Below are 22,927 nucleotides of genomic sequence, written 5' to 3'. Positions count from 1 at the left end.
GCCCCTGCAGGACGGAAACTCCCGTTATGAGAATGAAGTCGGATGAACCCTCATCAATGAAGGTGGTACCGCGGAAGTAATCAATGCTTTCGTCCTTTGCTAAGTCTTAGGATGGGGGCTTTTTGTCGTTTTCTGGGTTATCTATATTATTTTGTGAAGGAAGTGAAGAACAAATGACGACACGAATCGTAGTCAAAATCGGCAGCAGCTCACTTACCGGTCCTGAGGGCGGGTTGAACCGCTCCGCTGTGGCCTTCTTTGCTGCCGAGATTGCCGCACTCCGGCAGGGTGGCTGCGAGGTCCTGCTAGTAACCTCCGGCGCTGTAGCGGCCGGATTCCGCGGCATCGGCTACCTGTCCCGTCCGAAGCTTCTGCACGAGAAGCAGGCAGCGGCGGCGGTTGGACAGGTCCTGCTGATGCAGGCGTACCAGGAAGCCTTCGCGCAGCATGGAATACCAACTGCACAGATCCTGCTGACCCGCACCGATTTCTGCAGCAGGCGGGCGATGAACAACGCCGTAATGACGGTGGAAGAGCTGCTCCGCCAGGGTGCCGTACCGGTATTTAATGAGAACGACACCGTGTCTGTCGACGAGCTGAAATTCGGCGACAACGACACTCTCTCCGCTCTGGTTGCCAACCTGTTGAAGGCAACGCGTCTGCTCGTCCTCACGGATATGGACGGATTATACAGTGGAGACCCGCGCAAGCATCCTGATGCCGTTCGTTACCGGCAAGTGGAGGAAATTACGCCGGAGATTTATGCTATCGCGGGCGGTGCAGGTTCAAGTGTAGGGACAGGCGGCATGCGCTCAAAAATTGATGCCGCCAAGATTGCAACCCGCGGCGGAGTGCCGGTATTTATCGGCAGAGCCACCGAACCCGGCGATCTGGAGCTGGCAGCAACAGGCGAAGGCAAAGGTACGTATTTTGCCACCACGCTCTCTTCTCTGCCCGTCAAAAAACAGTGGCTCGGCTTCATGTCCACGCCACTTGGTTCCCTCTATGTGGACGACGGAGCCGTTGAAGCACTGCTCCACGGGGGCCACAGTCTGCTTCCCGTAGGGGTCAAGCGGATCGAAGGAAGCTTCCACTCCGGCGACGTTGTAGAAGTACTCGGTCCAGACGCCAAGCTGCTGGGACGGGGCATTGTGAATTATGATGACGCCCAGCTCCGCAGCATTCAAGGGCTCCCCAGCCGTGAGATTGTGCCGAAGCTGGGCGAAGTACACAGGCTTGAGGTCATCCACCGTGATGAATGGATTACTTTACGGTAACGTCCGGGTTGATGATTGATCCTAAGTAAGTCAACAATATGTTGATTCAGACTTAATAAAAGACGTTTCTGAACGCTTGGCTAATAAAACTTTAGGAGGAACGGATATGAGTGAAGTCGTGAATAAAGCCACATTGGCCAAAGAAACTACCGGTGTACTGGCAAGCCTGACTACCGGTCAAAAAAATGAAGCGCTGCTTGTAATGGCGGAGGCCCTCCGCCGCGAAGCTCAAGCCATAATTGCCGCTAACGGCGAAGATCTGGAACGCGGCCGGCTGGCCGGCACTCCAGAGTCCATGCTTGACCGGCTGGCCCTTGATGTCGGACGGATCAACAGCATCGCAGAAGGTCTGCAGCAAATCGCCGTGCTGCCCGATCCTATCGGCGACACGCTGGAAACCATCAACCGTCCGAACGGTCTCTCCATTGAGAAAATCCGCGTACCTCTCGGCGTGATCGGGATTATATACGAAGCCCGTCCCAATGTTACCGTGGATGCGGCCGGTCTCTGCCTTAAGACAGGCAATGCCGTAGTTTTGCGGGGCGGCTCTTCCGCCCTGTCCTCGAACCGCAAAATCGTTGAAGTGCTGCATACCGCCTTGGCCCAAACCGCGGTGCCGCCTGGTGCACTGCAGCTAATCGAGGACCCGAACCGTTCCTCCGTCGATGAGATGCTCAAACTTAACGGGCTGCTGGATGTCATTATCCCGCGCGGCGGAAGTTCCTTGATCCAGAATGTTGTGCTCAACGCTACTGTTCCGGTAATTGAAACAGGTGCGGGTATATGCCATACTTATCTCGACGCAAGCGCCCGTCCTGATATGGCAGAGCAAATCAGCCTGAACGCCAAAGCCCAGCGCCCGTCCGTATGCAATTCCATGGAGACGCTGCTCGTTCATCGCGACTATGCCGTACAATATTTACCTTCCCTCGCGGAATCCTTCCGTACTGCTTCTGTAGAATTGCGCGGTTGTCCGGAAACGGTTGCCCTTGTACCTTGGGCACTGCCGGTTACTGCGGAGGATTATGCGACAGAATACAATGATTATATTCTTAACGTCCGGATAGTCAGCGGACTGGATGAAGCGCTGCGGCATATCGCCGAGTTCAGCACCAAACATTCCGAGTGTATTGTAACCGAAGAAACTGAACATGCAGCCCGCTTCCTGCAGGAAGTGGACGCAGCAGCTGTATACCATAATGCTTCGACCCGTTTCACAGACGGCTTTGAATTTGGATTCGGCGCCGAAATCGGAATTAGCACCCAGAAGCTGCACGCCCGCGGCCCGATGGGCCTGCCCGCGCTCACTTCATGCAAATATAAAATATATGGCTCCGGCCAAATCCGGAGTTAGTACAAAGAACAAGGGGGACTTTTAGCCATGTGTCAGCAACCCGCAATTCCACTAATCAATCATAAAATTGTTTTTTATGGCGCAGGCTCAATGTCAGAAGCAATTGTACGGGGCATGATTGCCCGCAATGTCATTGATTCCAACAATATCGTTATGCTGAACCGCAGCAGCAACGAGCGTTTGGCTGAGCTGCGCAGCCGTTACGGCGTGCTTGGCTGCAATGATCCGGAACAAAAAATGGAACATCTGCGGACAGCTCCAGTCATTGTCCTGGCAATGAAGCCCAAGGACGCTGCCGAAGCGCTGCGCGTATTAGGACCTGTGCTCTCACCGGATCAGCTGGTGATCTCCGTAATTGCCGGTTTGACCGTCCGCACGATTCATGGCCTGTTGGGCGCCCCTCAGCCTGTTGTGCGTACGATGCCCAACACTTCCAGTTCCATTGGCCTTGGAGCGACGGGAATTGTGTATTCCAAAGAAGTTAATGAAGAAGGACGCCGTACGGCGCTCAACATCTTTGAATCCGTTGGCATTACGGCTGTGATTGAGGAAGAACGGATGGAAACCTTAACCGGAATTTCCGGCAGCGGTCCGGCTTATATCTATTACATGATGGAAGCGATGATCGCTGCCGGCATCCGCGGCGGACTTCCACCGCAGCAAAGCACTGAGCTGACCGTGCAGACTGTCCTCGGCGCTGCGCGCATGGTGCAGCAGACGGGTGAGGAACCGGCAGCACTGCGCAAGAAGGTCACTTCCCCAAACGGCTCAACGCAAGCAGCCATTGAGGTGCTCGAAAAGGCCGATTTCTTCGAATCGGTCATAGCCGCAGTTAACCGCTGCGCAGAACGCTCACGCGAGATGGGTGTTGCGCTGGAGAAGGAACTGTCCTAAACTCCAGCCTGTGCAACTCAGGATTGCACAGAAGCCCGCGCTACTTCCTCAAGGAAATGGCGCGGGCTTCTTATTATTCAGCTTCTTCGAAACTTATCCACGCTTCGATTGTTGCAAACAACAAAAAAGAACCCTGCTGCTTTACTCCCAGCAACAGGGTTCTTCCGTTTGTGCCGCTATCTTCCACCACTGCGGAACTTCTGTGTATAGTTCTTAACATCCTCGGCGTTTTTCACCCGGTTGCGGGCCCATTCCAGCAAGATGCGGTCAATATAGCGGAAATGAACCTTCCCGGCGAATACCGATTCCTTTAAGGCAAGCAGAATCAGCTCTTCCGGGTACCGGTCCTGATCCACCCAGCCGGAGATTGTTTCACATTCCATCGGAGAGAGTGGACGGCCGAATTCCTTCTCGAAGATACTGAACAGACTGCGGCTCTCCTCAGCGGCCTTGCCGGGTACAGCGACAGCCGTTCTGCCGTATCCCCCGTCCAGAACGGGAAAACCGGTAGTAAAGCGGGCTGCCTCCCGTGAAGGAGCCGTGCCAGCGTTCTTATCCTCTGAAGCCTCTTTCGCAGCTTCAGCCAGATAAGCACCAAGCTTTGTATACATTCCAGAGAAGTTGTAGCGCTCATAATGGATATCTCTCAGCTCATCATTATCTTCGTCGATGCTGATAAACCCTTCCTTCATGAGCTTCTGCAGTTCTCCCGCTATGACAGCGATACTTCGGCCTGTTACAGCTTGCAGTTCCTCCAGCGAAGGAAAGTCGATCCCCTCTACCTGCCGGAACGACAGAAGGTGAATCAGCAGCATCGCCTCACTGCCGCTGAGATTCAGCTTCCGGTAATGCTTCAAGAGTGCATAAGGAATGATGGCCATTCCGTTCTGAAGACCAGCAGCCATTCCTTCGCCCCATGTACTCCATCCTTTGCCGTCCATGCACCAGCCCCCTTTATGCCCTTACGGGTAGAGACGGTACAGCGTACGAGGGAACGGTATCGTTTCTCGCACATGATCTAGACCACAAATCCAGGCCACTGTGCGTTCGAGTCCAAGACCGAAGCCGGAGTGCGGCACTGAACCGTAGGTGCGCAGATCCATGTACCATTTATAGCTATCCATCGAAAGATTATGTTCTTTGAAACGTTCCTCCAGCAATGCCGGATCGTCGATCCGCTGCGATCCGCCGATAATCTCCCCGTAACCTTCCGGAGCAATCATATCCGCACAGAGTACAACTTCAGGACGCTCAGGATGCGGCTTCATGTAGAAAGCCTTGAACGAAGCCGGATAATGCGTAATAAAGACAGGTTTGTCATTGGCTTCAGCAATTGCAGTTTCATGCGGCGCACCAAAATCGTCGCCCCAGGCAATTTCATGACCATTATCGTTCAGGAACTTAATCGCATCATCATAAGTAATACGCGGGAACGGCGCTTTGATATTCTCCAGCTTGGAGACATCGCGGCCTACCGCTTCCAGCTCAGCACGACAGTTGGTCAGTACCGATTGTACGATAAAGCTGATGAATTCTTCCTGAACTTTCAGACTTTCTTCGTGATCCGTGAAAGCCATCTCCGGCTCGATCATCCAGAACTCGATCAAGTGGCGGCGGGTCTTTGATTTCTCAGCACGGAAGGTAGGACCGAAGGAATACACGCGGCCCAGCGCCATTGCTGCAGCTTCCATGTAAAGCTGGCCACTCTGCGTCAAATAGGCATCCTCATCAAAATATTTCGTGTGGAACAGGTTGGTGGTGCCCTCAGCCGATGTCGGTGTCAGGATCGGCGGATCCACCTTTGTGAACCCGTTCTGATTAAAGAACTGCTGAATAGCGCGGATAATCTCTGCACGGATCACCAATACGGCCCGCTGCTTCGCGGAGCGGAGCCAGAGATGACGATGATCCATCAGGAAATCGATGCCATGCTCCTTCGGTGTGATCGGGTAGTTCTCTGTAAGATGCAGAACCTCGATGCCCGTTACGGTCATCTCATATCCCGATTGAGCGCGCGGCTCTTCGCGGATAATGCCGGTCACATACAAGGAACTTTCCTGGGTAAGGCTTTTGGCATCATCCCAGACCTGCTCAGGCACTTCGGATTTTACTACAACACCCTGGATATAGCCTGTACCATCCCGGAGCTGCAGGAATTGAATTTTGCCGCTGGAGCGCTTGTTGTTTACCCAACAGCCGATAACAACACTCTCTCCGACATGTTCATTAACGCGTTTAATTACACTCTTGTTTGCCATGCCTACGATCTCTCCTCTAGTTTAGCCGTTAACCCCTTGCACAATACGATAGGTATCGCGTGCAATAACAAGCTCTTCGTTCGTCGGTACTATAAGCACCTGCACCTTGGAATCAACTGTAGAGATGCGGCGCGGATCACCGGAACGAACCTTATTGGCTTCTGTATCCAGTTCGATTCCGAGGAACGTAAGCTGATTCAGCACTTTTTCGCGCAACAGGGATGCATTCTCACCCACGCCGGCAGTGAACACGATAACATCCACACCGTTCATTGCTGCTGCGTAAGAACCGATGTATTTGCGCAGACGGTATTCATACATTTCAAAAGCAAGCGTAGAGTTAGGCTCGCCTTTTTCTGCACCATCAATAATATCACGCATGTCACTGCTGATGCCAGAAATAGCCAGCAATCCACTATGTTTGTTGAGCATGGAATTCACTTCGCCTACGGACAGCTCTTCCTTGTTCATCACATAAGGAACGATTGCCGGGTCAAGATCACCGCTGCGTGTTCCCATCATCAGACCTTCCAGTGGTGTCATCCCCATGGAAGTATCAATAGAGACTCCGCCTTTAACCGCAGTAACACTGGCACCATTACCGATGTGACAAGTAATAATCTTCAGATCCTCGAGCGGACGGTCAAGATATTCCGCTGCAGCTTTGCTGACAAAATCATGCGAGGTGCCGTGTGCCCCGTAGCGGCGGACTTTGTATTTGTTGTAAAGCACTCTTGGGATAGCGTACATATAAGCCTTCTCAGGCATCGTTTGGTGGAAGGCTGTATCAAACACAACAACCTGCGGAACGCCGGGCATATTCTTTTCTGTAGCCGTAATCCCCATCACAGCAGCCGGGTTGTGCAGTGGAGCAAGGTCGAACAATTGACGGATCTTCGACTTGGCATCGCCATCAACCAATGAGGATTCCTTGAAGAATTCTCCCCCGTGAACTACACGGTGGCCTACGGCATTAATTTCTTCGATCGAACTGATTACGCCATGCTCGCTGTCTGTCAGGCAAGCCAGAACCTTGCGGATGGCGGTATTGTGTTCCAGAATTTCACTGACTTCAGTGACTTCCGGTTTGCCTGTTGGCTTATGGTTCAGAATGGAAGAATCCATCCCGATGCGTTCTACCAGCCCTTTGGCCAATACAGATTCATCTGTCATATTATACAGCTGATATTTCAAAGAAGAACTTCCTGAGTTAATTACTAATACGTTCATACACGGTCACCATCCTTGTCATACTTGAAGAAGCCTTCGCCCGATTTCATGCCCAGTTGTCCCGCACGCACCATCTTCTTAAGAATAGTCGATGGACGGTATTTCAGTTCCCCATACTCACGGAACATGTTATCCAGTGCGGCAAGAATCGAATCCAGACCGAAACGGTCAGCCATTTCAAGCGGTCCATACTGGAACTGATAACCGATGCGCATTGCGTCGTCAATATCCTCTGGGGAAGCGACACCTTCCTGCAGAACATGCATAGCTTCGTTAATGAACAAGCAAATGAGGCGCGAAGTAACAAATCCTGGGGATTCATAAATCATTACGCCTTTTTTCTCAACGACTTCGTCAACAAAAGCTTTGGTATCTTCAAAGGTACTGTCAGATGTCTTCAGTCCACGTACAATCTCCACAAGATCCACCTTACCTACCGGATGTATAAAATGCATGCCGATTACGCGTTCCGGGTACATTGTAGAGCTGGCAAGCTCCGTCAAGCTGAGCGTTGACGTGTTGCTGGCAAGAATAATGTGGCTCGGACACACTTGGTCGAGCTGATTAAATACTTTTTGCTTAGCTTCCAGATCTTCCGTAATTGTTTCGATGACCATATCACACGAGCTGAGCTCGGCGAAATGTGTCACTTTTTGGATGCGGCTAAGAATCAGTTTCTTTTCTGCTTGGGTAATCGCCCATTTCTCCAATTGCTTATCAAGACTTGTCTCGATCATTTCGTAGGAGTATTCCAGTCTTTCTGTGTTTTTCTCCACCAGCATTACATCAAGACCCTTGGCTGCCAGCATTTCAGCAATCCCTTGTCCCATTGTGCCACCGCCGATGACACCTATTTTTTTAAAATTCATAAAAAAGTCTCCATCCTTTCAGGTATCTATACTTTTGTATTGTACCTTGTCTGTCGTAAAAAATATGTAGCCCGACATATAATAATATCTTAGCATGTCTGAAAAGTAAAAAAAAATAACCGGCATAAAGAATTATGCCGGTAAAAGGACACTGTCACGAAATTGACAACGAAATTGCTCTCCGGAGAGGACTTCTTCCTTCATTAAAATGTCAAGAGAGTAATCAAATACATTTCTTTGCTTCTGGAGCAGGTCACGGGTACGAACCATGAGCTCATCCAGAATCTTGCTATTTTCCTTCATCAGCTCTTCTGTAGTTACCATTTCCAAGTTGGCGATCCCAAGTGACGTGAGTCCCGACTTCATCATGGTCTCGACAATATTAAGTGCCTGATCGAAATCGCCGCGTGAACCTGTGCTGCGGCCCCCATAATACATCTCCTCGGAAGCTGCTCCGCCAAGCGCGATCATAATCTGATTCTCCAGATAATCCTTGGTATACAAATACTGCTCGGTTTGCGGGTTGTGACGTACATAACCAAGTGCTTGTCCACGCGGAGTCAAGGTAACTTGGCTGACGCTGCCCGGACGCAGCAGCTCCGCCATAATAGCATGTCCAAGCTCATGGATGGCCACCCGCTGTTTCTCTTCATGATTGGTTTCACGGTCAGTCTTCTCGCCCATCATCACCTTGTCGATCGCCATCGCCAGATGGCGCTGCTCGACTTCGGTCAGATTCTCGCGCATCATATAAATCGCCGCTTCGTTCATGACGCTCTCCAGCTGTGCACCGGAGAAACCGTAGGCTTCCTCGGCGATCTTGTCTAAATTCACCTCAGCATGCAGCGGCTTATTCTTGGCATGCAGATCGAGGATTGATTTGCGGCCCTTCTTGTCAGGCATATCCACCTGGATATGACGGTCAAAGCGGCCGGGACGCAGCAGCGCTGAATCCAGCATTTCCTTGCGGTTTGTTGCCGCAACAAGCAGAATGCGCGGTGTATCATTGTTATAGATCCCGTCCATCTCGGTCAGCAGCTGATTAAGCGTCTGATCGTATTCACGCTGCTGGCCGCCCTCGCGTTTGCCGCCGATAACATCAATTTCATCAATAAAGATAATGGCGCTTTGTTTATTCTCTTTCACTGCACGGGTCCGGGCATCCTTGAACAAGTCACGGACACGTCCGGCACCGACACCGACGTACATTTCCACGAATTCACTGCCTGAAGCGGCAACGAACACAGAATTGGTATAATGCGCCGCAGCCTTGGCCATCAGCGTTTTACCGGTTCCCGGAGGGCCTGTAAGCAAGATCCCTTTAAGCGGACGAATCCCGAACTTGCTGATTTCTTCATGCCGGATCAGGAAATCAAGCGCTTCCCGCAACTCCTGCTTCGCGTTATCCTGACCGCCGATTTCTTCAAAGGTTAGTTTGGAAGGGCCATTCTTCTTACGTTTCTTGTCCCCGCCCGCATTCACTGTCAACCCGCCTCGCAAATGGGCGATCACCAGGAGTGCACAAACCATACCGGCTGCAATGATTACAGGAATAATGTTAATGCCCACAAAAGCCATAAATATCAGCAGGACCGGAACAAATCCGGCTACAATCTCTTTCCACCACTTAGGCATTGTTCCACACTCCCATCGTTGCCGCTGCACGCGGTAAAATGATGAACTTGCTCTCTTCACCGTTGCTCAGGCTCACATAGACGTTGTTGTCATCAATTTCAGTTGTCGCTGTTACATTCTTGTATTCCTGGAATTGCTCTTTCAATCCATCTAGTTTAGCAGGTATTAGTGTATACTTTTTGCTTTCCATTGCTTCTGCGACTGAGAACATGGCTTTATCCCAATATTCGTCCAGCAGTTCACTGGAGTGCTGATCAACATCCAGCTTAAGCGCCCGTCCATTAATAGCGGACTTGCCTTCAGTGTTCACGTATTGCACCAGCTCGCGCAATTTCGTACCAGGTTTCAAATCCAGTTTCAAGGTTACCTCATTGCGGTTAATAGTAATATGTGAATGATTAACACCTTCATAAGCCGATACTATCTTATCAAGCGGCTCATGGACCGCAAATTGACGATAAGCATAAAAGCTGCCAAAGAGCAGTGCAGCAGACAACAGAGACGTTAGCAGTACAGGCACAAGACGCAATTTCAAGAAACGTCCTCCTCTCAAGTTGACCAAACCTAAATATATGAATTGCAATAAATAGCGTGTCTAGCGCTCATCCGAGACTGACATGCTCTTAAGCATGTCTTAATACAAATAGAAGTATATCACAGGTGTATATACGATTTCGCACGAAAGTGTGAATATATTTAAAATTTTTGATACTAATTTCTGGGCATTCCCATCTATTTTTGCTCCTTTATCGGCAAAAAGGGCCTGAATGATTAATCCATTCAGGCCCTTTTCTATTCTACTGATGTATTAATTTCTCCTGACATCGATATTGTTATTTGTATATACTTCTTTATGTACTCCTTATCATCAATAAACACCCACAGCATCCATAAATCCGGCGGCAAATGAAAGGACTGGCAAGACTATTTCAAAGGAAAGGATAATAAAGCCAAGAACCACCAGCTTTCTCCTTTTGTTCTTTCTCCCATATTTCACAGCTGCCAAGCCAACTGCTAGAGAAACCACATACACCGTTAACGTTAAAGAATCCATGCCCTTCCCCCATCATCAACTAATTATTATCTACTGCTTGTTACATTTTTTACAATTTTCTCGCCTTTCAAGAGTTCAGCCAGTGTGTAATATCTTGCACCCATGGCGTTCTTCTCCGGTTTGGGACGATGCTGCAGCAGAATAAGGTCAGTCCGGCTAAGATCATAGAATCGGTACATTTCTCCTGGATGATTAAATCCATAGCCCCCCTGAATTCTCTCCGTTATGTAAGTCTTGATTCTGGCAGCCAGCTCATGCTGAATCCCCTCAAGAACCGCATCCAGCGATGGAGTGAATGGATCAAGAACCACGATATCATCAATTTTGTACAGGCAATGCATTTCTCCGCCCCCGCCGGAACGAAAAGTGATAAACAATGGTGTTTTGTAAATATACCCTTTTGCACTGTTCGGACAAGCGTGAATACAATGTTTATAAGTCAGCTCATGCGTTTTACCAGCCGAAACGGATAATACCTCTACCTCATAATACTTCATGCCCTTCGCCACCCCATGAATAAAATCAATATATCGCTTGGCAATGATGGTATCTTCGCCCGATTTTTTCTCACTTCTAATCATCTCATTGATCAGTTCGACGATATCTGTCCATTGCAGACTTAAAAATTGATAACCAGTATCATATATCAGCTTGTATTTAGTTAAGGTGACGCCATAGACTGGCACACCCGCATCATGGGGAAAATTGTTCGGATCCAAATAGGCGGCAAGCTGGCTGCACACTTCCTGAGCTTTTGCATACAGCCCTGCGCTCTTTGCTTCGATCACAATAACCAGTTTTTTGCGGTTTCCCTGGAACAAGGACAACGTAATATCGCGCCTTATTTTATGTACTCCTGCCGCAAGCATTTCTGCGTCCACCTGAACAAAATCATAATCTTCTTTGAAAGCCGGAGTGTCCCCGGGGTTCCGGCGGTTTAACTCTCTTAGCAGCAACCGGATCAACTTTGGATACCTTGAAAAAAGGTAGGCAAGCCCTTTCGTTTGTTTGGTCTCCGTATCCCCGTTTATCAAATCAAAAAAGGTAGATTGGTAGTCCGTTCTGCCTTCCTGGTAAAGCCTCATCATCGTTTTCAAACGTATCTCTCCACCTGTTCAAGGAACATGTAATTTAATCCTCAGAATCACTGTTTCATTCCAATGATAATATAAATTTTACAAAATGTCAGAGTTATCCTTTATAAAAAACCGCCTTAAAGCAAAAAAAGCGGACCAGCGCTGTCCGCTTTGTCCGCTTTTTTTGTTATTGCAAGCCTGCCTCTACTTACTCGGCAAAGTATATCCATCACCGATTGCTGTACCATCCGCAAAACGGAAGAACTTGTAATAATAGCGTCCTTCCTGCTTGTAAAAAAGCTGCCAGGCGTATTCCCCATTATATACACCCGGAAGCAGCCGTTTAATATCGATGCCGGGCAGCTGGGAGGCTATAATGGAGCGGATTTGCTTCTCCGAGGTTCCTTTGGCCAGCTCTTCCGCATAGACTCCGTTATCGCCCCCGGCCGGCTTACCGTCCACGGTGAACCTTACCCACACCATCAGATCCGTTCCGGCTTCATTTTTCCCGGTCAGCACCCAGTACACCGAATTTTCGTCCCATACCGATTTCTGCGCCTTGGACACCTCAGTAAGTCCCGCCCGGGTCTTGGCAACTTCTTTGGCCGCGCTGCGTTCATTCCATTGGTCCTTCATGATATAGGCATAAAATTGGCTTAGACCGAACAGAATGAGCAGAAACAGAGCGATCCCCAGCAGAAGCCATTTTTTCCTTTTCCTCAAAATGCAGCTTCCTTTCCTTAATATATGAAACGTTATAAATTCAACTGCGGCGGCAGTCGTATTAACGCTTCAGCAGCCCTTCAAAAGTTTCTTGCGCCTTGCGGCGGATTTTTTCCTCGTCCAGCGTCAGGCACTGACCATGCTTCACAACCTGCTTGCCGTTCACCCAGACATGCTCTACATCCTTGGCGCTGGCCGAATACACAGCGTGGGAGAGCAAGTCGCTATGCGGCAGTAAATGAGGCTGGTCGATATCAATTGCAATAAAATCAGCCTTCATCCCCGCTGCAAGACGTCCGACCTGGTTCAGGAAGACCGATTCCGCCCCGTATTGCGTGGCCATCAGCAGCGCTTCCGGTGCCGGAACTGCGGTAGGATCGCCGCTGACTCCCTTATGGATCAGTGCTGCAAGCCGCATTTCCTCGAACATATCGAGATTATTGTTGCTTGCCGCCCCGTCCGTACCCAGCGAAACTTTGACTCCGGCTCTCAGCAGCTCAGGCACCCGTGCAACCCCGCTGGCCAGCTTCAGGTTACTTCCCGGGTTGTGGGATACACCCACCTTGTGGCGGGCGAGGATTTCGATCTCCTCATCGTTCAGGTGGACACCATGGGCGATTAAGGACGGGCGGGTGAACATCCCCAGCTTCTCCAGGTGCGCTACAGGACGCAGGCCGTAATCAGCGGCATTCTGCTCCACTTCACGCAGCGTTTCCGACATATGCGTATGCATCGGCAGGTCCAGGTCATGTGCCGCCTGCACGAACCGCATGAAAAAGTCCGGAGGACAAGTATACGGGGCATGCGGTGAAATCATGGATGTAATTCTGCCGTCAGCCTTGCCGTGCCAGTTGCGGGCGAACGCAACAGCTTCCGCAAGCTTCTGGTTCTGCACCTCTTCAGGACATAGACCAATAACACCTCGCATCAGCACCGCACGGATACCGGAATGTTCGACCACCTCGGCCACCCGGTCCATATGATCATACATATCCAAAAAGGTGGTTGTGCCGCCTTTCAGCATCTCCAGAACGGATAAGGAAGTGCCCCAGTAGACATCATCTCCGGTAAACTTCTCCTCCATCGGCCACATTTTCTCCTGCAGCCAGGCTTGAAGGACCATATCATCCCCGTAGCCGCGCAGCAGCGACATCGCAGCATGGCCATGGGTGTTGACCAGACCCGGCATGAACAGCAGCCGGCTGCCGTCGAGCGTCACTGTGCCTTCTTCAATAACGGGCTTCTCTTCCCCTATGTATGTGATCAAATCATTTTCTATAGTCATATAACCGCTCAAGACAGGCTTCTCGCTTCCGGGAACCAGAAAACGTCCGTTTGCAATTACCATCTTATTGCTGCTCATCTGTAATTCCTTCCTTTCCATCATGTAAATAATACGCCAGACTTTGCAGGTCAGTCGTAAAGTCGGCAGCATGAATCCGGATGGTTGCAGGTGTCTTCAGAATGACCGGTGCAAAATTCAGGATCGCCTCGATGCCCGATTCTACCAGAATATCAGCCACATTCTGTGCTTCGCTGTCCGGTACAGTGATGATCCCGATCCGGATTCCCTGATCGCGGATGGTCTGACCCAGCTCTTCCATCGGCTGAACCGTAAGAGAGTTGATCTTTTGTCCAATCTTGGGAGCGTAAGAATCAAATACAGCGGTGATTTTCATAGTATCCTTCAGATAAGCATTGTAATTGGACAAGGCATGACCGAGGTTACCGGCACCTACCAGGGCCACATTGATTTGTTGATCCAGTTTCAAAATGTGACGGATCTTTTCGATGAGATAAGACACGTCATATCCAATGCCTTTTCTGCCGAAATCACCAAAATAGGCCAGATCCTTACGAATCTGCGCCGGATTAAGGTCCAGCTTCTGCCCGAGTTCCTGAGAAGAAACGGTTGAGATTTCACGCTTTTGGAGATCGTTCAGGAAACGCAGGTACACTGGGAGTCTGCGAACGACGGCCTCCGATATTTTATCCGATTTCATGTTTTCTCCTCCTAATTTAGAATTGCACTGACGCGATATCGTATGACAACCACGTGCAGTGCCCGCTCCGCGAACGGGACACAGCCTATGGTACAAAGAGATGGAAAAATTCATAAACAATGACAGATTAGGAAACGCCGCCCTCTTCAAGCCATTCCGCAATCCGCGGAACCATCTGATCGGTAAGCATGTGCTCCATCTTCGGACCAGGGAGTGAATACAGGAAGTACTTCCCGTAATAAGCTTCGATGACCCTGGTATCATATACAATAACAATTCCCCGGTCCTGCGCAGTGCGGACCAATCGTCCAAAACCCTGTTTGAACCGGATCACTGCTTGTGGAACAGACATTTTCATAAAAGGATTCTTCTTCTGGGCCTGCAGAAGCTCCGCCTTTGCCTCGGCCAGCGGATGATTCGGCGGCTGAAACGGCAGCCTTACAATCGCAAGACAGGTCAGCGCCTCGCCAGGGATGTCGACTCCTTCCCAGAAACTGCTTGTTCCAAGCAATACCGATGCAGAGCTGTCCTGAAAACGCCGGATCAGCTTGCTGCGGCTGCCTCCTTCCACACCCTGGCCCAGAACCGTAATGTCCTGGGAAGCCAAGGCCTCTTTCAGCGGATCATAAACCTGGCGCAGCATTTTATAGGAGGTGAACAGCACCAGCATCCGCCCCTTGGTCGCCGCCGCCGCTTCAGCCAGCGAATGCACCAGCTTGTCTACAAAACGCGCATCGCCTACGCTGCCCTTAACACTGGGGAAATCGCGCGGGATGACTAGCAGCGCCTGTTCACGGTACTTGAACGGTGAAGGCAGCAGCGCTGTCATGAGACGCCCTTGCTCTGAGGCTTCAGAAAGACCAAGGTTGTCAATCATGAACTGAAAGGACTTGTCGACCGATAACGTGGCCGAGGTCAGCACTATGCTCTTCTTCTTGTCGAAGAACAGATCCTTGAGCTGGCTGCTTACATCGACAGGCACGGCGTATAGCTGAAGCGACTTGCCCCGGTAGTTGCCGCTCCCTTCCATCCAGTACACGATATTATCGTCACTGAGACCCATAAAGAAGCGGATTTGTTCCCGGATGGATGCCAAATCCTTGAACAAGCCTCCGATATCGGTCACCAGGCTGTCCGAAGACGACTGACTCTCTGTATCGCGCATCTCGCTGAGCATTTTGTCACCTCTGCGGATGATGTCGCTCAAGGCTAAGTGCAGCGTATTCTCCAGCGCCGCCAGCTCTTCCCAATCTTTAGGCTTGCTGCCGGGAAGCAGGCGTGTGACCAGCTGGCCAGCTTCACCTGCCGCTGCATCGCTTCGTTCGGGCAATAGGCCGAACAGCTTGTCGCTCAGTGTATCCCAAGTTTCCTTTACAGTAAGCAGGTCGGGATAGATTTTATCGATTACGCCGCTCCACTCCGAAGCCTGCTCACTGCCCGAGGACTGCAGAGTCTGGCGCAGTGCCGGCAGCTGGCCGCTGCGGCTGTCTTTATACAGCCTTGTAAGCGTATGAGCTACCGTGAAATACTTCATTTGCATACCCAGATGCTTGCCGGCCACATCCTCCAAATGATGGGCCTCGTCAATGACAAGATGCTCATAAGCCGGAAGCAGCTGGTGCCCGGCCTTGACGTCTGCGAATAGCTTAGAGTGATTGGTAATGACCACATCGGCAATCCCTGCTTCATGTTTGGCCCGGTGGTAGTAGCATTTGCGGAACCACGGACAGGAACGGCCCAGACAGGAATCGGTATCACTGGCTACCGTCTCCCAGAAATCCCCGCCGCGACCGCTCAAATTCAGCTCCTCATCGTCACCCGATTCCGTCTGGGTCAGCCATACGATCATTTGCGCTGCCGTAAGCGCTTCTTCCCGGGGACTTACGAAGTCCTTTTTATTTATTTTATGTTCAAACTTGCGCAGACACAAATAGTGCCCTCTCCCCTTGAATATCGCAGCCTTAAACGGGAAAGGCACAACACTGGTCAGAAGCGGGATATCGCGTTCGCGCAGCTGATCCTGAAGGTTGATAGTATGAGTGCTGACCATAACCTTCTGCCCGGTACGTACGCTCTGATAAATGGCCGGCAGCAGATAACCGAGCGATTTGCCGGTGCCGGTGCCTGCCTCGATCAGCAGGTGCTTGTCCTCCCGAAGGGCCGTATTCACTTCGCCAATCATGATCTCCTGGGCTTCCCGGCTTTCATATTGCGGAAGCGTATCCTTAAGCCGTTTGGTTACCTCGGCCATATAATCCTCAAAGGATACATTCTCCACAGGATTGCCAACACCTTCTTCTCTTGGAGGCGCCAGCTCAGTCCAGTCGCCTACAGCCAGTGCAAGCTGACGGTGAAAATTCAGCTCTCCTTCCGGCTGGAAGGTCTCCATCTCGCGCTCCCGCAGCAGGCCGTCAAAATACCAGGCCAAGTCACTGTCTTCATCGGCAAACAGCTCGTTAAGCCGCTGAATGGTCAGCAGAGGCAAACTATACAGCTCTTCCAGACATTTAAGCAACACAATCGCTGTAGCTTCTGCGTCACTGTCCGCCTGGTGCGGACGGTCATGCGTGATGCCAAAATGGTTACTTACCGCACCCAGCTGATAGGTCGTAAGGGACGGAAAGCATATTTTAAGGAAATCGATCGTATCCAGAATCCGTCCCTGAAACGGCAAATAGCCGCAGCGGTCTAAAGCATTCTGCAAAAAATGGAAATCAAAAGCAACATTATGTCCAACAAGCACTACATCGTCAAGCAGCGGGACGAGCTCCATCATCATCTCATCCAGCTCTGGCGCATCCTTCACATCTTCATCGGTGATGCCGGTCAAGCCCGTAATAAAAGGAGGAATCGGTGTTCCGGGCTTGACGTAAGAACCATACACCCGGGAGATGGACCGGTCTTCTTCTATAATGGCAAGGCCAACCTGGATGATCTCACCCACAGATTGGGTTCCCGTAGTTTCAAAATCAAGCACGGCAAATTTCATTATAAGTTCTATTCCCTTTCACTTGAGACTCTTTATCAGCATAACAGAAGTTACGAAAAAAGGCGATGCACACCGCTTGTTGAAGTGGATGCATCGCTTAAATGAGTGGGCTATGATTACAAAAGCGAAACAAGCTGATTTCCGAATTGCAGCTTTCCTCCCCGCCTGCGGCAAACCTCCAGATTGACATTCGGTTCCGGGAGTGCCGGGTCATGGAGCAGAGAAAGGCTGAACAGCTCCCTTGCCTCATTGAAGCGTTCCTGGGAAGCTCTGATACACCCCAGCGCATTGTAGATCATCGCCTTCAGCTTGTTCTCGCGAATCAGCGCAAGCATATGATCCAGATGCCCCCATGCGGTCTCCCCGTCGCCCTCCTGCAGATAGGCCATGGCCAAATACAGGCGGGCCGCCAGACTGTCGGGGTGCTGCGCAATAACTTCCTTAAATTGATCAATACACTTCCGGTACATCAACAGCTTGTAGTAGCCCTGCCCTCTGACAAAAGAATCCATGGCAAGCTCTGGCGCTTCCTGCTGCGGTATCTCTTCGTCCGGCTGTGGCGGAAATTCCGCGTGTTCCCGGAATTGACTCAGCTTCTCGGCAAAGGCGAGCCACTCGTCCATAACCTCATCACTAAGCCGGTGAAGCATATTGTACTTGCATAAAAGATCATCCCGGCGGGCACCCTCCGAAGTAGGGTAATCCGTGGCGATCTCCTGAAGCATCTTATTCATCTCAGCAAATAATTGTTGAAACACGGGACATCCCCCCCTTACTGAAAATGAAATCAGCCTAAGCTTGCCTGCCTTCATTTTTCGCAAGTGGGGGGCTCTTCATCCCTGCCATTGATTACATGGCTTAGGTCCGGTGATTAAGCAATCGTGGCATGAATCTCATGATCGGCCAGCTTCACCGGCTTGTTCTCGCCATCGACAAAAACTACAGTTGGTTTATGCCCTGCCAGTTCTTCGGCGGACAGCATCGCGTAGGAGATGATGATGACAGTATCCCCCGGCTGAACAAGCCGGGCCGCCGCTCCGTTCAGACAAATGACGCCGCTGCCGCGTGGTCCCGGAATGACGTAGGTTTCCAGCCGGGAGCCGTTATTGTTGTCGACAATCTGTACCTTTTCGTTCTCGAGCAAATCTGCTGCTTCCATCAGGTTCTCGTCGATGGTGATACTGCCCACATAATTCAAATTGGCTTCGGTAACCGTTGCCCGGTGTATTTTGGATTTCATCATATGTCTAAACAAGGGTCGCAACCTCCTTGGGATTAAATACATTATTGTCAATCAGACGGGTTCTGCCAAACTTCACGGCAAGTGCAATAATGATTTCGCCGTCAGCATCACTCAGCAATGAAGCACCATCTAGCGTCTCCAGGCCCGGGAAGGTCAATATTTCCGCATAATCAATGACGGCAAGCGGAGAAGCTGAAATGACTGACACCAGCAGTTTCCGGGCATCTTCAACCGTCCGGACCTTACCTTCTTCCATGGCTTGGCGAACTTCACGCAGCGAACGGGACAATACCAGAGCCTGGCTGCGTTCCTCTGCACTTAAATACACATTGCGTGAGCTAAGCGCGAGTCCGTCGCCTTCACGGATGATCGGGCAGGCCACGATTTCAACATTCATATTCAGGTCAGCTACCATCCGGCGCAGAACCGCCACTTGCTGGGCATCCTTGAGTCCGAAAAAGGCGTAATCGGGCTGTACCATATTGAACAGCTTGCTTACGACTGTGGTGACTCCATCAAAATGCCCCGGGCGGGATGCCCCGCACAGCTGCGTGGTCAGCGAAGAGACCGATACCTGGGTGCGGATCGGCTGCGGGTACATCTCTTCCACACCGGGAATAAATACGATGTCGGCTCCTTCACGCTCCGCAAGCTCCAAATCACGCTGCTCGTCACGCGGGTAAGAGGAAAAGTCCTCATTGGGCCCAAATTGCAGCGGATTAACAAAAATGCTCATCACTACCGTACTGCTCATTTCCCCTGCCCGGCGCAGCAGGCTTGCATGTCCCTCATGCAGGTATCCCATGGTCGGCACAAAGCCGATGGGAGTATGCCCGCCCTGACGCATATATTCAAGCGCTTCACGCAGCTGTTCAATCGTTCTAACGACTCTCATCTTATTTCGCTCCTTTTCCGGCAGCGCCGTATAAAGATTCCAATACAGTTTCATCCGCATTAAATACATGATTCTCCGCCGGGAAGGAACGGTTCTTCACTTCCTGTACGTAGCTGCCGATTCCCTCACGGATCAGGCTGCCCACATCAGCGTAGGTCTTGACGAAGCGCTTCTCCCGGTAAGGTGAAGCATATTGCAGCAGATCGTGGAAGACCAAAACTTGTCCGTCGCAGTAACGGCCTGCGCCGATCCCGATGGTCGGAATGCTGACCGCTTTGGAAATCGCCTCCGCTACTTCTTCTGTAACCAGTTCCAGCACAATGCCGAAAGCCCCGGCAGCTTCAAGCCCTTTGGCCTCATCCATCAGCCGCTGCGCATCCTTCGCGTCCTTGCCTTGAATCCGGTAGCCGCCGATCATGTTGACCGACTGCGGCGTCAGACCGATGTGGCCGAGCACCGGAACACCAGCCGCTACAACGGCAGATACGGCCCCGCAGATTTCCAGCCCGCCTTCCATTTTAACGGCTTGCGCCCGGCCTTCCTGCATCAGTCTGCGCACACCGCGCAGCGTCTCGTCAATGCTGCCGTGATACGTCATAAACGGCATATCCGCCACAATGAACGTATTCTGCGCACCGCGCGCCACGGAACGTGTGTGATAGACCATATCGTCAATCGTTACCGGAAGGGTTGTATCATAACCCAGTACAACATTCCCGAGCGAATCACCGACCAGAATCAGATCGATCCCCGCTTCTTCGGCCAGCAGGGCCGAAGGATAATCATAAGCGGTCAGCATGCTCAGCGGCACACCGTCCGTTTTCATTTTTTTCATTTTCACAATATTCAGTGCATGTTTGTCTGCCATGTGCTCCCATTCCCCTTTTCGTAGTTAAAATACGCGTAAACGCGCAAACAAAAAAACCTTTTAGCATGGTCCGCTAAAAAGGTCCGAAGGGCAAAAAAGAGTCACTCGCGATCGTCCCTTCTGTCTCGGTCCTTACGGCTCAGAGCAGAATCCAACGTAACCGTGGAAATACAGTTATGAAGGTGAATCCGAAAAGCAAATTGCTGTTGTATAGCTTGCTTGAATGAGTACAGCTCGACCCTGCGATACCGTCTCTGAGCATATTATAACAAAATCCGCAGTTAATTACACCAAAAAAATGTGACAAGGCATGGAACCCTTGTCACTGGATCATTTCTATTTCACCTGACAATATGCAGGTAATATTCCCGGCAGCATCCCTCAGCAGCAGCCCGCCGCCGTCATCCAAACCGACCGCAGTGCCTTCGCTGCGTCCCTCGGGTGTATTAAAGTACACCTGGCGCCCCAAGGTGACCGACATGGATTCCCAAAGCTCACGAACAGGCTTAAAGCCCCGTTCTATGTAAAGGGTGTACAAAAACTCCAGCTCGGCCAGCACCGCTTCCGTGAGTTGCTGGCGGTCAACGGGAATGCCTCCCCCTTCGATCAGCAGCGAAGTCCCGACTCCTTGCAGATCATCCGGATAGTCGTCCTCCGTCAAGTTCACCGCAATGCCGATTCCGGCGATGCAATAATGAAGCCCGCCTTCCCGGAGCGAAGATTCCAGCAGGATTCCGCAAATTTTGCGTCCGCCTGCCAGCAGATCATTTGGCCATTTGATACCGGCCTGCACGCCGCTGATCTCGCGAATGGCGCGGCAGACGGCCACGCCAGCCAGCAGCGTCAGCTGCGGCGTCAGTGACAGCGGAAGATTAGGGCGCAGCACCACACTCATCCAAATGCCCTTGCCGCGCGGCGAATGCCACTTTCTGCCCATCCGCCCGCGGCCGCCGGTCTGTTCCTCGGCGATAATAGCCGTTCCTTCCGGAGCGCCGTTTTCGGCGAGCCTCTTGGCTTCCTCCTGCGTAGACACCACCGTTTCCAGCCGCTGTACACTTCGGTTCCAGCCCGAAACAAAAGTATCTCTGTTCAGCCCGGAAAGCCCCGGCGTTTCATCGCTATTCATCGTTATCCATCCTTTTTGCTTCCTGAAGCAATGATTGTTTATCGTTGGCAATATCTCCAGCCGCTACAGCCTGCAGCAGCGCATGCAGCAGCTCTCCCAGCCACGGGCCGGGACGTTTCTGCAAAGCTTCGGCCAGCTCATTGCCTGTCACCGCAAGCTCTGCCAAGGTCTGCAGCGGCATTGATGCGCTCCAGGACCGCAGGAGACCCGTGGAGAGCGCCGGCGCTCCAGATGGCTGCACGGCGGCGTTATCCGTCTTAGGCTCTGATTGATCATCCTGCTCGGCCAAGCGGCTGCCTAACCCTGACATGGCCACATCCAGCTGCACAGCTGCTCCGGGCCCGGATTCGGCCAGGCCAAGACGCTGCTGATAGGAGGCGGCCTCCGGCACCGCCTCCAGCAGCGTCAGCCACCCTTCGGCGGCTGACGTGCCCAAGGCCAGCACGGCGGCGATCCAGCGCCGCCGAAGCGCCTCGGTGCCGCCCGGAGATTCCGGCGGCACCTCTGCAAGCGCTGCGGTCCAGGCTTCGCGGACACGCAGCACCGAGGTGACGGCGCTGCGCGTCGCCCCCGGGAACGTCCATGCCCGCATCAGGTCGTCGGCCTCAGCGGCCGGCGTCTTCAGGGCATGCAGCAGGAGCGCCCACCGCAGGAGGGCGCCGGGCAGTTCCCCGATCCCGGCTAGCAGGGCGGCGGCTGCCGCCATGTCACTGCCGGTCCAGGGGAACGGGGCTTTGCCGCGCGGCAGCAGGCCGCTACGCGCGAGAAGACCGAGGCCGCGCGCGGGATGCGGCCCCTCTATCATGCGCTCCAGCTCCGCGCGGAGACGCTCCACGGCAATATGCGCCAGCTTGTCACGCTGGCGCAGCAGCCCCCGCCACGTATTCTTAGCGATGGCAAAGTCCAGCACAGACGCGAACCGCACGCAGCGCAGCATGCGCAGCGCGTCCTCGTCAAAGCGTTCCTCCGCCGTGCCTACACAGCGGATCAGGCGATGCTTCAGGTCAGCAGCTCCGCCAAAAGGATCGACCAGCTGCCCATCCAGGCCGCAGCAGATGGCATTGATCGTAAAATCGCGCCGCCGCAGGTCCTCCTGCACATCGCTTACAAAAAAGACGTGCTCCGGGCGGCGGTGATCGGCATAGCCGCTCTCCGTCCGGTACGTCGTTACTTCAAAGCTATATCCGTCCTGCAATACAGTAACCGTGCCGTGTGCAAGCCCGGTCGGGACACAACGTGTGAACATGGCCATTACTTCTTCCGGCAGTGCCGAAGTTGTAAGATCCATATCATGCACCGGTCTGCCCAGCAGCTCATCACGGATGCAGCCGCCGACAAAATAAGCCTCACGGCCGTCTGCAAGCAGGGTGGCAATCACTTTGCCTGCCGCCTCTGCCATGCCGGATGGTGCCATTTTCCATTCCATGAAGCAC

At 52.0% G+C, this 22,927-nt stretch carries 21 protein-coding genes; 3 read left to right on the top strand and 18 right to left on the bottom strand.

Going from position 1 to position 22,927, the window contains the following annotated elements; genetic code table 11:
• Positions 1-173 precede the first annotated feature (173 nt).
• From proB to proC, 3 genes are all read left to right on the top strand, one after another.
• The gene (gene proB, locus NYE29_RS21955; protein ID WP_144024275.1) at positions 174-1,277 is read left to right on the top strand and encodes a glutamate 5-kinase; all 1,104 of its coding nucleotides are present in this window, start codon (positions 174-176) and stop codon (positions 1,275-1,277) included.
• 106 nt (positions 1,278-1,383) lie between these two features.
• Positions 1,384-2,631: a glutamate-5-semialdehyde dehydrogenase gene (locus NYE29_RS21950; protein WP_076109821.1), complete on the top strand. Its 1,248-nt coding sequence runs from the start codon at positions 1,384-1,386 to the stop codon at positions 2,629-2,631.
• A gap of 27 nt (positions 2,632-2,658) precedes the next feature.
• Positions 2,659-3,525, top strand: coding sequence for a pyrroline-5-carboxylate reductase (proC, locus tag NYE29_RS21945; protein ID WP_076109822.1), 867 nt, complete (start codon positions 2,659-2,661; stop codon positions 3,523-3,525).
• 176 nt (positions 3,526-3,701) lie between these two features.
• On the opposite strand, the gene NYE29_RS21940 is transcribed toward proC, so the two are convergent.
• The 18 genes from NYE29_RS21940 to NYE29_RS21855 all read right to left on the bottom strand — a co-directional run bounded on the left by NYE29_RS21940 (position 3,702) and on the right by NYE29_RS21855 (position 22,920).
• Complete coding sequence (locus NYE29_RS21940) at positions 3,702-4,466, bottom strand: DnaD domain-containing protein (RefSeq protein WP_038594388.1); 765 nt, start codon at positions 4,464-4,466, stop codon at positions 3,702-3,704.
• A gap of 21 nt (positions 4,467-4,487) precedes the next feature.
• The gene (asnS, locus tag NYE29_RS21935; protein ID WP_038594390.1) at positions 4,488-5,783 is read right to left on the bottom strand and encodes an asparagine--tRNA ligase; all 1,296 of its coding nucleotides are present in this window, start codon (positions 5,781-5,783) and stop codon (positions 4,488-4,490) included.
• Between the two features lie 21 nt (positions 5,784-5,804).
• Positions 5,805-7,013 (bottom strand): acetate/propionate family kinase, encoded by a 1,209-nt coding sequence (locus NYE29_RS21930; RefSeq protein ID WP_038594392.1) that lies wholly within the window; start codon positions 7,011-7,013, stop codon positions 5,805-5,807.
• Entirely contained in the window at positions 7,010-7,882 is an 873-nt protein-coding gene (locus NYE29_RS21925) for a 3-hydroxyacyl-CoA dehydrogenase family protein (protein ID WP_038594395.1), read from the bottom strand. The genes NYE29_RS21930 and NYE29_RS21925 overlap by 4 nt, the downstream gene beginning before the upstream one ends.
• 132 nt (positions 7,883-8,014) lie before the next feature.
• Positions 8,015-9,517 carry an AAA family ATPase gene (locus tag NYE29_RS21920; RefSeq protein ID WP_038594398.1) on the bottom strand — a complete coding sequence of 501 codons (1,503 nt, stop codon included), beginning with the start codon at positions 9,515-9,517 and terminating at the stop codon, positions 8,015-8,017.
• Positions 9,510-10,052, bottom strand: a complete 543-nt coding sequence (locus NYE29_RS21915) for a hypothetical protein (RefSeq protein ID WP_340897456.1) — start codon at positions 10,050-10,052, stop codon at positions 9,510-9,512. The genes NYE29_RS21920 and NYE29_RS21915 overlap by 8 nt, the downstream gene beginning before the upstream one ends.
• Positions 10,053-10,385: 333 nt before the next feature.
• The gene (locus NYE29_RS21910; RefSeq protein WP_076109824.1) at positions 10,386-10,571 is read right to left on the bottom strand and encodes a hypothetical protein; all 186 of its coding nucleotides are present in this window, start codon (positions 10,569-10,571) and stop codon (positions 10,386-10,388) included.
• Between the two features lie 26 nt (positions 10,572-10,597).
• On the bottom strand, positions 10,598-11,668 hold the full coding sequence (locus tag NYE29_RS21905; protein WP_340897455.1) for a hypothetical protein: 1,071 nt from the start codon (positions 11,666-11,668) through the stop codon (positions 10,598-10,600).
• Positions 11,669-11,851: 183 nt separating this feature from the next.
• The gene (locus tag NYE29_RS21900; protein WP_340897454.1) at positions 11,852-12,370 is read right to left on the bottom strand and encodes a cell wall elongation regulator TseB-like domain-containing protein; all 519 of its coding nucleotides are present in this window, start codon (positions 12,368-12,370) and stop codon (positions 11,852-11,854) included.
• 61 nt (positions 12,371-12,431) lie between these two features.
• Positions 12,432-13,733 (bottom strand): amidohydrolase, encoded by a 1,302-nt coding sequence (locus NYE29_RS21895; protein ID WP_076109826.1) that lies wholly within the window; start codon positions 13,731-13,733, stop codon positions 12,432-12,434.
• Positions 13,720-14,487: a redox-sensing transcriptional repressor Rex gene (locus tag NYE29_RS21890; protein ID WP_340897453.1), complete on the bottom strand. Its 768-nt coding sequence runs from the start codon at positions 14,485-14,487 to the stop codon at positions 13,720-13,722. The genes NYE29_RS21895 and NYE29_RS21890 overlap by 14 nt, the downstream gene beginning before the upstream one ends.
• Positions 14,488-14,500: 13 nt before the next feature.
• On the bottom strand, positions 14,501-17,362 hold the full coding sequence (dinG, locus tag NYE29_RS21885) for an ATP-dependent DNA helicase DinG (protein ID WP_340897452.1): 2,862 nt from the start codon (positions 17,360-17,362) through the stop codon (positions 14,501-14,503).
• A 116-nt stretch (positions 17,363-17,478) separates the two neighbouring features.
• On the bottom strand, positions 17,479-18,120 hold the full coding sequence (locus NYE29_RS21880) for a hypothetical protein (RefSeq protein WP_340897451.1): 642 nt from the start codon (positions 18,118-18,120) through the stop codon (positions 17,479-17,481).
• Between the two features lie 113 nt (positions 18,121-18,233).
• Positions 18,234-18,617 carry an aspartate 1-decarboxylase gene (gene panD / locus NYE29_RS21875; RefSeq protein WP_038594422.1) on the bottom strand — a complete coding sequence of 128 codons (384 nt, stop codon included), beginning with the start codon at positions 18,615-18,617 and terminating at the stop codon, positions 18,234-18,236.
• Positions 18,610-19,500 (bottom strand): pantoate--beta-alanine ligase, encoded by an 891-nt coding sequence (panC, locus tag NYE29_RS21870; protein ID WP_076109830.1) that lies wholly within the window; start codon positions 19,498-19,500, stop codon positions 18,610-18,612. Before panC ends, panD begins: the two co-directional genes overlap by 8 nt.
• 1 nt (position 19,501) lies before the next feature.
• Complete coding sequence (gene panB, locus NYE29_RS21865) at positions 19,502-20,368, bottom strand: 3-methyl-2-oxobutanoate hydroxymethyltransferase (RefSeq protein WP_076109831.1); 867 nt, start codon at positions 20,366-20,368, stop codon at positions 19,502-19,504.
• A 322-nt stretch (positions 20,369-20,690) separates the two neighbouring features.
• A complete protein-coding gene (locus NYE29_RS21860) occupies positions 20,691-21,494 on the bottom strand; it encodes a biotin--[acetyl-CoA-carboxylase] ligase (protein ID WP_340897450.1) in 804 nt (267 codons plus the stop codon).
• On the bottom strand, positions 21,487-22,920 hold the full coding sequence (locus NYE29_RS21855; RefSeq protein WP_340897449.1) for a CCA tRNA nucleotidyltransferase: 1,434 nt from the start codon (positions 22,918-22,920) through the stop codon (positions 21,487-21,489). The genes NYE29_RS21860 and NYE29_RS21855 overlap by 8 nt, the downstream gene beginning before the upstream one ends.
• Positions 22,921-22,927 lie beyond the last annotated feature (7 nt).

It is taken from the genome of Paenibacillus sp. FSL M7-1046 (assembly GCF_038007405.1).
Lineage (GTDB): Bacteria > Bacillota > Bacilli > Paenibacillales > Paenibacillaceae > Paenibacillus_AQ.
The sequence above is the reverse complement of the archived record's forward strand: the minus strand, read 5'-3'. Positions and strand labels throughout refer to the sequence as shown.

Excerpts from the sequence above, each read along its gene's own strand:
- NYE29_RS21890 (WP_340897453.1), bottom strand. The coding sequence starts at position 14,487 with ATGAATTTTTCCATCTCTTTGTACCATAGGCTGTGTCCCGTTCGCGGA.
- panC (WP_076109830.1), bottom strand. The coding sequence starts at position 19,500 with ATGAGAGTCGTTAGAACGATTGAACAGCTGCGTGAAGCGCTTGAATAT.
- asnS (WP_038594390.1), bottom strand. The coding sequence starts at position 5,783 with ATGGCAAACAAGAGTGTAATTAAACGCGTTAATGAACATGTCGGAGAG.
- NYE29_RS21950 (WP_076109821.1), top strand. The coding sequence starts at position 1,384 with ATGAGTGAAGTCGTGAATAAAGCCACATTGGCCAAAGAAACTACCGGT.
- panB (WP_076109831.1), bottom strand. The coding sequence starts at position 20,368 with ATGGCAGACAAACATGCACTGAATATTGTGAAAATGAAAAAAATGAAA.
- NYE29_RS21855 (WP_340897449.1), bottom strand. The coding sequence starts at position 22,920 with ATGGAATGGAAAATGGCACCATCCGGCATGGCAGAGGCGGCAGGCAAA.
- NYE29_RS21920 (WP_038594398.1), bottom strand. The coding sequence starts at position 9,517 with ATGCCTAAGTGGTGGAAAGAGATTGTAGCCGGATTTGTTCCGGTCCTG.
- NYE29_RS21860 (WP_340897450.1), bottom strand. The coding sequence starts at position 21,494 with ATGAATAGCGATGAAACGCCGGGGCTTTCCGGGCTGAACAGAGATACT.
- NYE29_RS21940 (WP_038594388.1), bottom strand. The coding sequence starts at position 4,466 with ATGGACGGCAAAGGATGGAGTACATGGGGCGAAGGAATGGCTGCTGGT.
- NYE29_RS21930 (WP_038594392.1), bottom strand. The coding sequence starts at position 7,013 with ATGAACGTATTAGTAATTAACTCAGGAAGTTCTTCTTTGAAATATCAG.
- proC (WP_076109822.1), top strand. The coding sequence starts at position 2,659 with ATGTGTCAGCAACCCGCAATTCCACTAATCAATCATAAAATTGTTTTT.
- NYE29_RS21895 (WP_076109826.1), bottom strand. The coding sequence starts at position 13,733 with ATGAGCAGCAATAAGATGGTAATTGCAAACGGACGTTTTCTGGTTCCC.
- dinG (WP_340897452.1), bottom strand. The coding sequence starts at position 17,362 with ATGAAATTTGCCGTGCTTGATTTTGAAACTACGGGAACCCAATCTGTG.
- NYE29_RS21925 (WP_038594395.1), bottom strand. The coding sequence starts at position 7,882 with ATGAATTTTAAAAAAATAGGTGTCATCGGCGGTGGCACAATGGGACAA.
- NYE29_RS21910 (WP_076109824.1), bottom strand. The coding sequence starts at position 10,571 with ATGGATTCTTTAACGTTAACGGTGTATGTGGTTTCTCTAGCAGTTGGC.
- proB (WP_144024275.1), top strand. The coding sequence starts at position 174 with ATGACGACACGAATCGTAGTCAAAATCGGCAGCAGCTCACTTACCGGT.